The 14,807-nt window shown below is 64.9% G+C and carries 12 protein-coding genes and 1 other annotated feature; of the genes, 4 read left to right on the forward strand and 8 right to left on the reverse strand.

Annotated elements, in window-relative coordinates:
• Window positions 1-33: 33 nt before the first annotated feature.
• The 8 genes from EL255_RS10205 to hisG all read right to left on the reverse strand — a co-directional run bounded on the left by EL255_RS10205 (window position 34) and on the right by hisG (window position 10,714).
• Complete coding sequence (locus tag EL255_RS10205) at window positions 34-3,453, reverse strand: PAS domain S-box protein (protein WP_042654821.1); 3,420 nt, start codon at window positions 3,451-3,453, stop codon at window positions 34-36.
• Between the two features lie 117 nt (window positions 3,454-3,570).
• Window positions 3,571-4,680 (reverse strand): response regulator, encoded by a 1,110-nt coding sequence (locus tag EL255_RS10210; protein WP_042654820.1) that lies wholly within the window; start codon window positions 4,678-4,680, stop codon window positions 3,571-3,573.
• 127 nt (window positions 4,681-4,807) lie between these two features.
• Window positions 4,808-5,557: a 1-(5-phosphoribosyl)-5-[(5-phosphoribosylamino)methylideneamino]imidazole-4-carboxamide isomerase gene (gene hisA, locus EL255_RS10215; protein WP_042654819.1), complete on the reverse strand. Its 750-nt coding sequence runs from the start codon at window positions 5,555-5,557 to the stop codon at window positions 4,808-4,810.
• A 5-nt stretch (window positions 5,558-5,562) separates the two neighbouring features.
• Entirely contained in the window at window positions 5,563-6,189 is a 627-nt protein-coding gene (gene hisH / locus EL255_RS10220) for an imidazole glycerol phosphate synthase subunit HisH (protein ID WP_042654818.1), read from the reverse strand.
• 79 nt (window positions 6,190-6,268) lie between these two features.
• Complete coding sequence (gene hisB / locus EL255_RS10225; RefSeq protein WP_042654817.1) at window positions 6,269-7,402, reverse strand: bifunctional histidinol-phosphatase/imidazoleglycerol-phosphate dehydratase HisB; 1,134 nt, start codon at window positions 7,400-7,402, stop codon at window positions 6,269-6,271.
• Window positions 7,403-7,413: 11 nt separating this feature from the next.
• Window positions 7,414-8,484, reverse strand: a complete 1,071-nt coding sequence (gene hisC, locus EL255_RS10230) for a histidinol-phosphate transaminase (protein WP_042654816.1) — start codon at window positions 8,482-8,484, stop codon at window positions 7,414-7,416.
• Window positions 8,481-9,806, reverse strand: a complete 1,326-nt coding sequence (gene hisD, locus EL255_RS10235; RefSeq protein ID WP_042654815.1) for a histidinol dehydrogenase — start codon at window positions 9,804-9,806, stop codon at window positions 8,481-8,483. The genes hisC and hisD overlap by 4 nt, the downstream gene beginning before the upstream one ends.
• A gap of 11 nt (window positions 9,807-9,817) precedes the next feature.
• Complete coding sequence (hisG, locus tag EL255_RS10240) at window positions 9,818-10,714, reverse strand: ATP phosphoribosyltransferase (protein ID WP_042654814.1); 897 nt, start codon at window positions 10,712-10,714, stop codon at window positions 9,818-9,820.
• Window positions 10,715-10,738: 24 nt separating this feature from the next.
• Window positions 10,739-10,867 (reverse strand) — a sequence feature (His leader region).
• Window positions 10,868-11,052: 185 nt separating this feature from the next.
• Between hisG and EL255_RS10245 the strand changes: the two genes are divergently transcribed.
• From EL255_RS10245 to EL255_RS10260, 4 genes are all read left to right on the forward strand, one after another.
• The gene (locus EL255_RS10245) at window positions 11,053-11,295 is read left to right on the forward strand and encodes a hypothetical protein (RefSeq protein ID WP_042654813.1); all 243 of its coding nucleotides are present in this window, start codon (window positions 11,053-11,055) and stop codon (window positions 11,293-11,295) included.
• Between the two features lie 144 nt (window positions 11,296-11,439).
• Window positions 11,440-13,350 (forward strand): DNA repair helicase YoaA, encoded by a 1,911-nt coding sequence (locus tag EL255_RS10250; protein ID WP_042654812.1) that lies wholly within the window; start codon window positions 11,440-11,442, stop codon window positions 13,348-13,350.
• A gap of 179 nt (window positions 13,351-13,529) precedes the next feature.
• Window positions 13,530-14,243, forward strand: coding sequence for a tRNA (adenosine(37)-N6)-threonylcarbamoyltransferase complex dimerization subunit type 1 TsaB (gene tsaB, locus EL255_RS10255; protein ID WP_042654811.1), 714 nt, complete (start codon window positions 13,530-13,532; stop codon window positions 14,241-14,243).
• Between the two features lie 48 nt (window positions 14,244-14,291).
• Window positions 14,292-14,807 (forward strand): Slp family lipoprotein, encoded by a 516-nt coding sequence (locus EL255_RS10260; protein ID WP_042654810.1) that lies wholly within the window; start codon window positions 14,292-14,294, stop codon window positions 14,805-14,807.

Consider the following 14,807-nt stretch of genomic DNA (forward strand, 5'->3'; position numbering starts at 1 on the left):
AGCACCCCGATCCAACCCTTTCTCCGCCATTCCTCAATGCCGGGTGATGGCGCCGGATCCCTCCAAGTGGAAGGCCAGCAGGCCGTCTTCTGTCTGTTTCAGTCCCCTGACGGTGAGCAGGGCACCGTCGAAATCGAATCCTTGTAGTTGCTGTGCCAGCAGGGTGCCCCGCTCGCCGAGACCGGTGAGCAGGGCGCCGGCATGTTGCTCGAACAGCGTGATGGCGGCGGTGTCGCTCTGGGCCAGCAAGGCCTCCAGCTGGCGCAACAACTGCTGTTGCCAGTGGCTGCTCGGCAGAGGGGAGGCGGTATCCTCCGGTTCGTCCTCGCTGCCCAGCCGGTTTGCCAGCTCGAGCAGATCCCGGCCAATACCGCCGATCAGGGCGGCCAGCAGATCCTCTTCGCCTGCCCTCAGGACCCGCTCCAGCTGCAGTCCCTGCTCGGCCAGACTGGTCAGGCCCAGGGTGGCGGCGGCGCCGCGCAGGCTGTGGGCCAGCCCCAGGGCCCCGGCGTGATCGCCCTCGGCCAGACACCCGGCCAGGCGCTCGGTGTCGCCCTGATGCTGGACCGCGAAGAAGCGCAGCAGCCTGAGGTATTTCTGTTGATCCCCCTGCAGCGCCGCCAGCCCCTGCGCCATATCCCAGCCGGGCAGCTCCTGCAGACGGGCGAGGGGAGGAGATAGCTGTTCGACCTGACGGCTGGGGGCTTGCGACGGGGCGCCCGCCGGCAGCCACATCCGCAGTGCCTCGAACAGCCTGGCAGGGGTCACGGGCTTGGTGATGAAGTCGTTCATGCCGGCGCTCTCGCAGGCCTTCCTGTCCTCCTCGAACGCGCTGGCGGTGAGCGCCAGTATGGGCACCTGATCCTGACCCGGCAGGGCCCGGATGGCGCGGGTGGCGCTGTAGCCATCCATCAACGGCATTTGTATGTCCATCAGGATGAGATCGAACGACAGGTCGCGGATCTTGTCCAGCGCCTCCAGGCCGTTGACTGCCGTCTCTATGGTGAGGCCGCTGCCGGTGAGCAGCTCGGTGATCACCTCGCGGTTGATGGCGTTGTCCTCCACCAGCAACAGGCGCGCCGGATGGGGTGAGAAGAAGGGCTGCTTGGGCTGACTCGGCAGCACCGCCGGCAGGGGGATGCTCTTGCCCGGGGCGAGCTGAGCGGTGAACCAGAAGCAGCTGCCCTTGCCGGGGGTACTGTCGACCCCCACTTCGCCGCCCATCAGCCTGGCCAGCCGGCTGGTGATGGCGAGCCCGAGGCCTGTGCCGCCGTACTTGCGGGTGGTGGAGACATCGGCCTGCTCGAAGGCCTGGAACAGCTTCTCGCGCTGGAACTCGGTGATGCCGATGCCGCTGTCCTCTACCTCGAAGCGCAGCAGATAGCCGCTGACCAGCTTGCGCAGCATCCGCACCCTCAGGGTGATGGTGCCCGCATCGGTGAACTTGATGGCATTGCCGGCATAGTTGAGCAGGGCCTGGCGCAGCCGGGTGATGTCGCCATTGAGCCAGACCGGGGTGCCGCCGAGATCGACCTGAATGTCGAGCCCCTTGGCGCTAGCCTGCTCGTCCATCAGGGCGCAGACGTTATCCAGCATGGCGACGAGGGAGAAGTCGTGGCATTCCAGCACCATCTTGCCCGCGTCTATCTTGGAGAGATCCAGGATGTCGTTGATCAGGGTGAGCAGGTGCTGGGCCGCGTTGTCTATCTTCTCCAGCCGATTGTGCTGGGCGATCTCCTTGGCATCCCGCTTGAGCAGGTAGGTGAGGCCCAGGATGGCATTCATGGGGGTGCGGATCTCGTGGCTCATGTTGGCGAGGAAGGCGCTCTTGGCCTGGTTGGCGCTTTCGGCGCGCTGATGGGCCTGCGCCAGCTGCTGGGTGCGCTCGCTGACCATCTCCTCCAGGTGGAAGCGGTACTGATCCAGCTCCTCCCCGAGCTGCTTCTTCTCGGTGATGTCGGCCTGCACCGTCACGAAGTGCGTCACCTGGGCATGCTCCCGTCGGATGGGGGAGACGGAGGCCATCACCTGATAGTGGGAACCATCCTTGCGCCTGTTGGTGAACTCCCCGTGCCAGCGTTGGCCCTGCTTGAGGGCATCCCGCAGGGCGACATGGGTGGCCGGCGGGGTGAGGCCGGAGTCGAACAGCTGGGGGGTCTGCCCCAGCACCTCCTCCTCCTGGTAGCCACTGGTGGCCAGGAAGGCGGCGTTGACATATTCGATGCAGGATGCCGTGTTGGTGATGAAGATCCCGTCCGGGCTCTGCTCCAGGGCCAGCGACAGCTGCCGCAGTTGCTGCTCGGCCAGCTTGCGATCCGTGATGTCCTGCACTGTGCCATACAGCTCCACGATGGCGCCGCCGTCGTCCCGTATGGCGGCGCCACGGGCGATGATCCAGGCGGCCTCCCCGCCGGGGGTGACGACTTCGGCATCACACTCGTAGGGGGTGCCATATTGCAGGCAGCGATCCACCGCCTCGCTCAGGGTGCGCCATGCCTCCTCGGTGAAATAGTCCTTCACCTCGGGATAGACGGCGGGGGGGAGCGCCGGATCCCGGCCATAGATGCGAAAGATCTCCGGGGACCAGTAGTGGGTATCCTGGGCTATGTGCCAGCGCCAGTTGCCGATCTTGGCCAGCCGCTGGGATTCGCGCAGGATCACCTCGTTACGGCGCAGGGCCGCCTCGGTCTCCTTGCGCTGCTGGTGGTCCTCGATGATGGAGATGAAGTAGTCCGGTTTTCCCTGGGGATCCTTGACCAGGGTGGTCGTCAGGGTGATCCAGAATGCCTCGCCCCCCTTGCGCAGGTAGCGCTTCTCCAGGGCGTAGTGCTGGCGCTCGCCGGCTAGCACCTGATCGACATAGCTCTGATCGATGAAGAGGTCGTCCGGGTGGGTGATCTGCTGAAAACTCATCTCCATCAGCTCATCGGCTCGGTAGCCCACCATGTCGCACAGCCGCTGATTGACCCGCAGCCAGCGCCCCGTGGGGGAGACCAGGGCGATGCCGACGGCGGCCTGCTCGAAGGTGGCCTGGAAACGCTTCTCGCTCTGCTGCAGTCGGGACTGGGTGTTCAGCAGCTCCTGCCAGCGCTGGTTCTCCCGGGTGCGGGAGCGGTGCATGGCCGCGCTCAGCAGGCTGATGAGGCAACCGTTGGCGATGAGCAGACCCCACTGCACCTGATCCTGCCCGCTGGCGATGAACAGCTCATAGCGTGGCGGCAGGAGCAGATAGGCGGTCATCAGGGCCACGCTGAGGGTGCTGATGAGCCCCGGCAGCAGCCCTCCCAGCAGGGCGCAGATGATGATGGGCAGCATGAAGAGCACCAGCAGCGGCCGCTCCTCGACGGGAATGGGCAGCTGGAGCCGGATCAGCAAGACGAACAGGGGCATCAGTATGGCCAGCAGGCAGGCGCCTATCCGTTGATGCCTATCCAGAGGGAATGACCACTTCATGGGGCAGGCTCCGCAGGTAGCTTGGGGATCTCGGGGGGTTGGGTGCTTTGTCCCGGCCGGATGGCGAGGAGGTGACGCCGCCGCAGGGGGTATGCAGGCATCCTGAGCGGGAGACGCTTAATCATGGGGTACCTCGTGATCGTCCCGGTAGCGCTCGGCGATGGCGATGAACTGCTCGAACTGTTCGTCGAAGGCGGCCACCACGTCCGGATCGAAGTGCAGCCCGCAGCCCTCGAGGATCAGGCTGCGCGCCTGCTGGTACGACATGGCGGGCTTGTAGACCCGGGCGCTGATGAGGGCGTCGAACACATCGGCCAGCGCCATCAGACGGGCCGACACCGGGATCGCATCGCCGTTCAACCCGTCCGGATAGCCGCTGCCGTCCCACTTCTCGTGGTGCCAGTGCGCTATCTCCTTGGCCAGGGTGAGGAAGGCCAGCGGCTGCTCTATGTCCCGCTCCGCCTCCTCGATGGCGTCGCTGCCGAGCTTGGCATGGGTGCGCATGACGGGCCACTCCTCGGGGGTCAGCTTGCCCGGCTTGAGCAGGATCTGATCCGGGATCCCCACCTTGCCGATGTCGTGCAGGGGGGCCGAGCGGCTCAGCAGCTCTATGTAGGCGGGGGTCAAAGTGTCGGTGAAACGGGGGTGGCTCGCCAGACCGATGGCGAGCTGGCGCACATAGAGCTGGGTGCGCAGGATGTGATTGCCGGTCTCGGGATCCCGGATCTCCGCCAGATGGGCGAGGGCGCGGATGGAGGCCTGCTGGATCAGATCATTTTCCGTCATGCGCCTCGCCACCTCGGCCTCCAGCAGCGCGTTCTGGCTTTGCAGTCCATCCCGTGCCTGCTTGGCCTCCAGCTGGGTGCGCACCCTGGCCTGGACGATGGCGGGGTTGATGGGCTTGGTGATGTAATCGGTGGCGCCGAGGGCCAGCCCCTGCTCCTCGCTGCGAGGATCGGAGAGGGCGGTGAGCAGCACCACGGGAATGGAACTGGTGGAGGGATCTGACTGCAGCCTTCGCAGTACCTCGTAACCGTCCATGTCCGGCATCATCACGTCCAGCAGGATCAGATCCGGCCGGGCCGAGCCGGTGGCGATGCGCAGGCACTTCTCGCCCCCCTGGGCGGCCAGCACACGGTAGGTGGGGGTGAGCAGATCGGTCAGTACCATCAAATTCTCGGGTGCATCGTCGACGATCAGGATGGTGGCGGCTTGGGCTGTGAACATGGCGCCTCCGCGACGCAAATGGGTCAGTCGAGTATAGAGTCGATTGTCACTAAGGGATAAATGATGGCTCAGACCCGACGGCGCGCCAGTCGTGAGCCCGCGGGCAGCGGGCTCACGTTGCCTTCGCTCAGCGGCTGCTGGCCTCGTCGGCCCAGCAGGCGATGGCATCACCCGCCGAGAACTTGCCCTCCAGCAGGGCGCGGCCGAGGATGATCCCCTTGACGCCGGAGCCCTTGAGCGCCTCTATGTCCTGCAGGCCGCCGATGCCACCGGAGGCCTGGAAGGCCACGCTGGGGAAGCGGGCGCAGAGATCCTGGTAGAGTGCGACGTTGCAGCCCTGGAGGGTGCCGTCGCGGCTGATGTCGGTGCAGAGCACATGCCTGAGGCCGGCGGGGAGGAAGCGCTCGATCAGTGCTTCGATGGTCACCCCGCTGTTCTCCTGCCAGCCCGCCACCGCGATCTGGCGATTGCCTTGCGGGTCTATGTTGACGTCCAGCGCCAGCACTATCTGCTCTGGGCCGTATTTCTCCATCCAGCTCGCCACCAGCTCGGGGGACTTGACGGCGGTGGAGCCGATCACCACCCGATTGGCACCGGCGGCCAGCAGATCGGCCACATCCTGCTCGGTGCGCACGCCGCCACCCACCTGTACCGGCGCCTCGGTGGCCGACAGCAGCTGGGTGATGAGCGCGAGCTGGCGCGCCTTGGCATCCTTGGCGCCGTCCAGATCCACCAGGTGCAGCTGCAGCGCCCCCTGGGTCACATACTCATCGAAGCGCGCCTGGGGGCTGCTGCTGTATTCGGTCTTCTGGCCGTAGTCGCCCTGGTAGAGGCGAACGACCTGGCCGTTAATCAAATCAATGGCGGGAATGATCATCCTTGTCACAGCTCCAGAAAGTTTTGTAGCAAACGGGCCCCGGCCGCGCCGGAACGTTCCGGGTGGAACTGGGCGCCGAAGAAGTTGTCTTGCCCGACGATGGCGGTGAAGGGGGCGCCATAGTCGCAGCTGGCCAGGGTCGCCGCCGTCACCTCCAGGGCATAGGAGTGGACGAAGTAGAAGTAGCTGCCGCTGGGGATGCCTCTGAGCAGCGGGTGAGTTTCGTCGTGCTCGATCTGGTTCCAGCCCATGTGGGGCAGGCGCAGGTTGCCCACCTCCATCAGCCGGATCCGGCCCGGTACTATGCCGAGGCAGTCGATCAAGCCCTCACCCGGCTTTTCATTTCCACACATGGTCTCCTCGGAGGTCTGTGCCAGCATCTGCATGCCGAGGCAAAAACCCAGCAGCGGCTGGCGGGCGGCGCGGATCAGCGGCACCAGGTTGCGCTCGTTGAGGTTGCGCATGGCGGCGACTGCGGTGCCGACCCCGGGCAGGATCAGCTTGTCCGCCCGCTCGATATCGGCCGCGTCGCGGCTCACCAGCGGCGTGACGCCGAGGCGCTCGAACGCCATCCGCACCGAGGCCAGGTTGGCGCAGCCGGTGTCGATGATCACCAGTTTCTGATTGCTCATCGGGTACGCCTCCCCATGGATGTCTGCGAGCTTGGCACCATCAAGGCATCATCGGTGATAACGAGGTTCTGGTTAGCCATCACAGCACCCCCTTGCTGGAGGGCAGCTCGCTCCCTTCCACCCGGATGGCCTGGCGCAGGGCGCGGCCGAAACCCTTGAACAGGGCCTCCACCTGGTGGTGGGTGTTGCCGCTGCCGACCTTCATCTGCAGGGTGATGGCCATGGCATCCGACAGGGAGCGGAAGAAGTGGGGCACCATCTCGGTGGCCATCTCCCCCACGCTGTCGCGACCAAAGCCGCTCGGGCAGTCGAACACGAAGTAGGGGCGGCCGCTCAGATCCAGTGCGGTGGCTACGTCCAGCTCGGTGAGGGAGGGGGCGTCAGCGGCTTGACGAGGGCGGCCATCGATCACCGCCTGCACCTCGTCCATCGCCAGCACGAAGCCGAAGCGACCGATGCCGCGCTTGTCACCCAGCGCCTGGCGCAGGGCCTGACCGAGCGCCAGCCCTACATCTTCCACCGTGTGGTGATCGTCGATGTGCAGATCGCCGCTGACTTTCAGCCTGAGGCGGAAACCGGCGTGGGTGGCGATCTGATCCAGCATGTGATCGAAGAAGCCGATGCCGGTGGCGATCTGGTTGCCACCGCTCTTGTCGAGATCCACCGCCACCTGGATGCGGGTCTCCTTGGTGTAGCGCTCCACCTCGGCGACGCGGCCCTTGGACAGCAGCTGATCACGGATGGCGAGCCAGTCGTGATCCTGCGGCTGGTAGCGGATGCCACGGATGCCCATGTTCTCGGCAAGCTGCAGATCGGTCTGCCGGTCGCCTATCACGAAGGAATTGGCAAAATCGATGCGACCCGAGGCGAGATACTCCTTCACCAGCCCGAGGTTCGGCTTGCGGCAGCTGCAACCGTCGGTGGGGAAGTGGGGGCAGATCAGCACCCGCTCCCAGTGAACCCCCTGGGATTCGAACAGGTGCATCATCAGGTCCTGGGGCGGCTGGAAGTTTTCCAGCGGCAGGCTGGCAGTGCCCAGCCCATCCTGGTTGGTCACCATCACCAGCACATAGCCGGCGGCCTGCAGCTCGCGCAGCACCGGGATCACCATGGGCTCGAAGCGCAGCTTGGCGAGGCTGTCCACCTGCTTGTCGGTCACCGGCTCTTCGATCAGGGTGCCGTCGCGGTCGATAAACAAAAACGGGGTCTTCATGAGTTACATCCTTATAAACGAGGGGCGGGCAGATCGCGCAACACGGCGAGCACGGCGTCCATCTCACCCCGATAGCCGATGGTGATGCGGATGCTGTTTTCGAGGCCCGGCTTGGTGGAGAAATCCCGCAAGATGATGCCGGCGGCCTTCATGGCTGCGAATACGGTGGCGCCATCGACGAAGCGCACCAGCACGAAGTTGCCCTTGTCCTCGAAGATCTCGCGCACACAGGGCAGCGTCGTCAGCTCGGCCTTGATGAGGGCCTTCTGCAGGTTGAGCTCAGCCACCCGCTCCTGCATCAGTTCCAGCCCCATGGGGCTGAGGGCCTGGGCCGCGATCTGGGCGATGGGCTCGGGGATGGGGTAGGGGGCGATCACCTTGGTCAGCATGGCGATGACGTCGGGATTGGCCAGGGTGAAGCCGCAGCGGATCCCCGCCAGGGCGAAGGCCTTGGAGAGGGTGCGGGTCACCACCAGGTTGGGGAAGCGTGCCAGCAGATCCACCACCGATGCCTCAGGGCAGAACTCGATGTAGGCCTCGTCCACTACGATGATGGCGCGATCCCTGGCCTTCTCCAGCAGGGCGATGAGGCCGCCGCGGCCCACCAGATCCCCGGTGGGGTTGTTGGGGGAGCAGAGGAACACCAGCTTCACATCGGACAGGCGATCGGCGATGGCGGGCCAGTCCGGCTGGCGGCTGGCCGTCAACGGCAGCTCGACGATGCCCACGCCGCAGGTCTCGGCGCTGATGGCGTACATGCCGTAGGTGGGCGGGCAGATGAGGATCTGATCCTGACCCGCCTCGCAGAAGGTGCGGATCAGCAGCTCGATGGCCTCGTCGGCCCCCCGGCTCACCAGCACCTGCTCCGGTTCTACCCCGGCATAGGCGGCATAACCGTTCACCACCGCGGCCGGCTGGCACTCTGGATAGCGGTTGAGGCGGCTGCCCTCGATGGTGAAGGGGTAGGCCAGCGGCGCCTCGTTGGCGTTGAGCCAGACGTGGCCGTTGCCGCCGATGCGGCGGGCGGATTGATAGGGGGTGAGGGCCCGCACCACACGGCGAGCCAGGTTGGCGATGCTCATGACAAATCCTTCTGCGGCTTATTCTTTTGAGAAATGCTGGCGAGGGCGTTCAACCTCAGGGTGACGGCGTTTTTGTGGGCATCGAGCCCCTCGGCCTGGGCGATGCGCTGGACGATGGGGCCCAGGCCTGCGATGCCCTCGGCGCTCAGCTCCTGCACGGTGTAGCGGCGCTGGTAATCGGCCAACCCCAGGCTGGAGCAGGTGCGGGCATAGCCGTAGGTGGGCAGGGTGTGATTGGTGCCGCTGGCGTAATCCCCCACCGACTCCGGTGTCCACTGACCGAGGAAGATGGAGCCGGCGTTCTCGAGCCTGTCCAGCAGATCCCGCGGCGCCTTGGTCTGCACGATCAAATGCTCGGGGGCATAGGCGTTGGAGATGGCGCAGGCCTCATCCAGATCGTCGCACAGAATCACCAGGCTGGCCCCCAGCGCCTTGGCGGCGATGTCGCGCCGGCTGAGCAGGGCGAGCTGGCCTTTGATTTCCCCTGCGATGGCATCGGCCAGCAGCGGCGAGGTGGTGACCAGCACCACCTGGCTGTCCGGGCCGTGCTCGGCCTGGGAGAGCAAGTCCGCCGCCACGAAGGCGGGGTTGGCGCTCTCGTCGGCGATGACCAGCACCTCGGAGGGGCCGGCCGGCATGTCGATGGCGGCGCCGCGCCAGTCGCGGGAGACCTGGCCCTTAGCTTCGGTCACATAGGCGTTGCCCGGGCCGAAGATCTTGTCCACCTTGGGGATGCTCTGGGTGCCATAGGCCATGGCGGCGATGGCCTGGGCGCCGCCGATGGCGAACACCTTCTCCACGCCGCAGGCGCGGGCGGCAAACAGGATCTCGTCGCTGGGGGGGGACGGGGTGCAGAGCACCCGCTCGCGGCAGCCGGCGATGGCGGCCGGAATGGCCAGCATCATCACGGTGGAGGGGAGCGGGGCGCTGCCCCCCGGCACATAGAGGCCGACCCGGTTGATGGGCTGGGTGCGCAGCTCGCACAGCACGCCGGGCTGGGTCTCGACCCGGATCACCGGCTGTGCCTGGGCGGCGTGGAAGGTGCGGATATTGGTGATGGCGGCGTTGATGGCGGCCTTGATATCGTCATCCAGGCGCGCGCAGGCGGCGTCTATCTCGGCCTCGCTGACCCGCAGCTGCTCGCGGGGGGCGCGCTCGAAACGCAGGCTGAGCTCTTGCAGGGCCTCGTCGCCCCGGCTGCGCACGGCACCGATGATCTCCTTCACCACGGCGCCGATGTCGGCCTCGTCGCCAAGGGCGGGCCGGGTCAGCACGTCGGCCTGCTGGGCGGGGGAGAGGGTCTTCCAGATCAGGGTCTGCATGGTGTCCCCTCCTATTCCATCATCTTCTCGATGGGCAGCACCAGAATGGAGCTGGCACCGAGGGCCTTGAGCTGTTCCATGGTCTCCCAGAACAGGGTTTCGCTGGATACCACGTGCAGCGCCACCTGATTGGTGTCACCGGCCAGCTGCATGATGGTCGGGCGCTCGGCGCCGGGCAGCAGATCGGTGATGGCGGCCAGCTTGTCTTTCGGGGCGTGCAGCATGATGTACTTGCTCTCGCGCGCCTGCTGCATGCCCTGGATGCGGGGCAGCAGCTTGTCGATGATGGCCTGCTTGGCATCGTTCAGCGGATTCGGCGCCTGCACCAGCACCGCCTTGGAGCGGTAGATCACCTCCACCTCTTTGAGGCCGTTGGCCTCCAGGGTCGCGCCGGTGGAGACCAGATCGCAGATGGCGTCGGCCAGGCCGGCGCGCGGCGCCACTTCCACCGAGCCACCCAGCATCACGCTCTTGAAGCTCAAGCCCTGCTCGTCGAAGAAACGCTTGAGCAGACCGGGGTAGGAGGTGGCGATGCGCTTGCCCGCCAGGCTGGCGGGGCCCTGATACTCCACGTCATCGGGAATGGCGAGGGAGAGACGGCAGCCGCCGAAGTCGAGCTGCTTGAGGGTCTTGACCGCGAAAGGCTGACCCTGGGCGGCGCGGATGAGCTGCACCTCTTCGAGTACGTTCTCGCCTATGATGCCAAGATCGACCACCCCTTCCATCACCAGGCCCGGGATGTCGTCATCGCGCACCCGCAGGATGTCGATGGGCATGTTCTCCACGTGGGCGATGAGACGCTGTTCGCGCAGGTTGATCTTGAGGCCGCAGCTCTTGAACAGGGCCTGGGAGTCCTGGCTCAGGCGACCGGACTTTTGCATGGCGATGCGTAGACGTTGTGTTTCCATTGCTCGATTTCCTTCTAGTCAAAAACGAAAAAACCCTCGGAAGTGTGTGCTTCCGAGGGTTTATGAATCTTGCGGTCCTTTTGGAAGTCACCAGTTAAGTGTCTTCCAGCAGTCAACCTCCTGAAAGACTAGTCGGGATGATGATGGTGATGATGAGTCTTCAGCAGGGTGAACTTCATGTAATCAATCCTTTACAAATAAGATGTCGTAGTTGACGCCTGATTTAAACTACCTGCCTTGACAGAAAATGCAACCTGAAATTGTGATTTACCCGATTAAAGTGGAGAAAACGGTTTTCTGGTCGATAACTAAACAAGATAGCCTGAGGAGTGATCACTATGCCCAGCCAGGACCTGTTATTCCCCATCTTGCCGCGGGCACCGGCCGCGCCGAGCCCGGACGACATCAAGCGGGAGGTGACCCAGATCAGCCAGAAGCATAAGTTGCGCAAAACCAGCGCAGACGGCGAAGGCTCCCAGCCACGGCAGCAGCCTCAGTCGCAGGCAAAGCATGATCAGAAGGGGGCTAAGAGCGATGATCACAAACCCGATCCCGAGCATCGCATCGATCTCTTCGTCTGAGCCTGGTCAGCATTCCGCCTCTCCCGCCCAGAGGAAAGGGAGCATGAGCGCCCCTAGGGGGAGACCCAGAATCGGGATGAGATTTAGCGATCCCGCTTTCCCCGCTCTTTTGGCATAATGCCCGCTTTTGCGCGGGATACCCCTTTGACCATACAGACCCTGTTCAAGCCTGACGGCCCCCTGGCCAGCCACATCGATGGCTTCGTCGCCCGTGCGCCGCAACTGGCCATGGCCGAGGCGGTGGCCCGCGCCATCCAGAGTGGCGGGCGCCTGCTGGTGGAAGCGGGAACGGGGACGGGCAAGACCTATGCCTATCTGGTACCGGCGCTGGAGTCCGGCAAGCGGGTGGTGATCAGCACCGGCTCCAAGAATCTGCAGGAGCAGCTCTTCTACCGGGACCTGCCCACCATCACGGCGGCGCTCTCCTACACCCCGCCGGTGGCCCTGCTCAAGGGGCGCAGCAACTACCTGTGCATCGAGCGGATGAACCGCCTGCTCGGGGAGTCCCACCTGCAGAAGCCGGAGGTGCTGAGCGATCTGGTCAAGGTGAAGTCCTGGTCCACCGCCACCGAGACCGGCGATGTGGGGGACATTCCGGGGCTGCAGGAGAACGCCGAGATCCTCGCTCACGTCACCAGCACCAACGATAACTGCCTCGGTCGCGACTGCCCCTATTACGATGACTGCCACCTGGTGGTGGCCCGCCGCCGCGCCATGGATGCCCAGGTGGTGGTGATCAACCATCACCTCTTCTTCGCCGACATGGCGGTGAAAGACACCGGCTTCGGCGCGCTGGTGCCCGAGGCGCAGGTCTATGTGTTCGACGAGGCGCACCAGCTGCCGGAGATCGCCACCAACTACTTCGGCAAGTCGGTGGGCAGCCGCACCATCCTGGATCTGGCGCAGGACATCCAGCTTGCCTATCGCGCCGAGGCCCACGACATGGGGCAGCTCGGCAAGGCGGCGGACCGACTCGCCATCGCCAGCCAGGATCTGCGCCTCGCCTTCGGGGTGGATGGCGGTCGTGGCAACACCCGCGACATGCTGCGCCTGTCGCTCTGGGCTCAGGCGCTGGCCCGGCTCAACGATGCGCTCGGGCTCTGCTACGAGGTGCTCAAACTCGCGCTGGGACGTGGCGAGCAGCTGGATCATGCCTTCGAGCGGATCTGCGAGCTGCGCACCCGCCTCGGCGAGGTGCTGGCCATCAACCAGACCGGCTTCTCCTACTGGTATGACTGCTCGCGGCTGCACTTCTCCCTCAATCTCACCCCCTTGTCGGTGGCCGAACGGTTTGGTGCCGAGGTGCTGCGCCCCGAGGTGGCCTGGGTGTTTACCTCGGCGACCCTGACGGTGGACAACCGCTTCGATCACTTCAAGACCGAGTTGGGGCTCGCCGGCAGCGCCGAGCTCATCCTCGACAGCCCGTTCGACTATGGGGAGCAGGCGCGGCTGTGCGTGCCCCGCTTCTTGCCTGAGCCCAATGCCTTCGGCCGGGGCGAGGCGCTGGCCCAGCTGATGATCCCGCTCATCAACAAGACGCCGGGAGGTTGTTTCTTCCTCTGCACCAGCCATCAGGTGATGCGGCAGGTGGCCGAGGTGCTGCGCCGGGAGATAGGCCGCACCGTGTTGCTGCAGGGGGAGGACAGCAAGCAGCGGCTGCTCAAGACCTTCGTGGAGAATGGCCGTGCCGTGCTGGTGGCCACCAGCAGCTTCTGGGAGGGGATAGACGTACGGGGGGCCGCGCTCTCCTGTGTTATCATCGACAAGCTGCCGTTTGCCAGCCCAGACGACCCGCTGCTCAAGGCGAGAGTCGATGATTGCAAGCTCAAGGGCGGCGATCCCTTCGCCGATATCCAGCTGCCCAAGGCGGTGATCGCCCTCAAGCAGGGGGTGGGGCGGCTCATCCGTGATCGCACTGATCACGGCGTACTGGTGATCTGTGATCCACGCATGGTCAACAAACCCTATGGCGCCACCTTCATCAAGAGCCTGCCCGCCATCCCCCGTACCCGGGAGCTGGCGACCCTGGGTAATTTCTTCGAGCGGGGCGAGTGAGCCTGCCGGTGACGAGCCCTGTATCAGGGCGTAGGGTCCTAGGGCGCCTTCCTTAATCGGCCCAGGATTTGAATGAGTCACTGTGGCCTGCTTGGTAAAAAGAGACAGATTTGAACAACCGCCGAGCATATGTTGCTTGCCGATTATGTAATTGACTGATTTTATAGAGATTAGAGAGCATGAACGAGTTGAAGATCCTGGCCGTTGATACCGCCACCGAAGCCTGCTCCGCCGCGCTGCTGGTGGGCGACAAGCTGTTCTCCCGCTGGGAAGAGGCGCCGCGGGATCACACCCGTAAAATCTTGCCCATGGTTCAGGCTGTGTTAGACGAGTCCGGACTATCGTTGAACCAACTCGATGCCATCGCCTTCGGTCGCGGCCCCGGCTCTTTCACCGGGGTGCGGATCGGGATCAGCGTGGCGCAGGGACTGGCCTTCGGCGCCGGGGTGCCGCTCATCGGCATCTCGACCCTGGCGGCCATGGCGCAGGGGGTCTATCGACTGGAGGGGGCAGATAGCGTGCTCAGCGCCATCGATGCGCGCATGAACGAAGTCTACTTCGGTCGCTATGAGCTGCAGGCCGGTTGCATGCGGCTGGTGGGCGAGGAGGTGGTGAGCGATCCGGCCCGGCTGGTGAGCGAGCTGACTGGCGAAGGTGCCCTGCCGGGGCGCTGGCTGGCGGTGGGTACGGGGTTCGAGACCTATGGCGAACAGCTCAATGGGCTGGCCGAGGCGCTGGTCATCAGCCAGCAGGTGCGTTTCCCGGCGGCGCTGGACATGTTGCCGCTGGCGCGTGCCGCCTGGCTGGCCGGTGAGGCGGTGCCGGTGGAGCAGGCCAGCCCTGTCTATCTGCGTGACAAGGTGACCTGGAAGAAATTGCCGGGTCGCGAATAGTATTGGACCGCGGGCGAGTCGCCTGAGGATCCGGATGAGGAGAGGCGAATGATGAAACGCACGATCATGTTGGGGATGATGGGGCTGCTGCTCAGCGCGTGCAGCACAGTGCCCAAGGAGCTGGCCTATGAGCCGGCGGATCAGCTGGTGGCCTATCAACCTGCGCTGCAGGGCATGGATGGCAAGCCTGCCCGCTGGAGCGGGGTCATCTCGGCGGTACACAACGAGCAGGATCAGAGCGTCATCGAGGTCGTCTACCTGCCGCTCAAGGCCAACGGTGTGCCGGAGCAGACCGAGCAGAGCCCTGGCCGCTTCCTCGCCATCATGAAGGGCTTCGTCGATCCGACCCTGTATGCCAAGGGGCGCAGCCTGACGGTGCTCGGCACCCTGGCGGCGCCGGTGGACAGCCAGATCGGCAGCCACAAGTACCGCTTCTCGGTGCTCAAGGTGACCGCCAGCAAGCTGTGGCCGCCGGTGAAGGAGGTGGAGATCCGCTACATGGATCCCTATTTCTACGACCCCTTCTACGATCCCTTCTGGCCGCGTCACCGCTTCTACCGCTGA

Source organism: Aeromonas encheleia, from assembly GCF_900637545.1.
Taxonomy (GTDB): Bacteria; Pseudomonadota; Gammaproteobacteria; order Enterobacterales; family Aeromonadaceae; genus Aeromonas; species Aeromonas encheleia.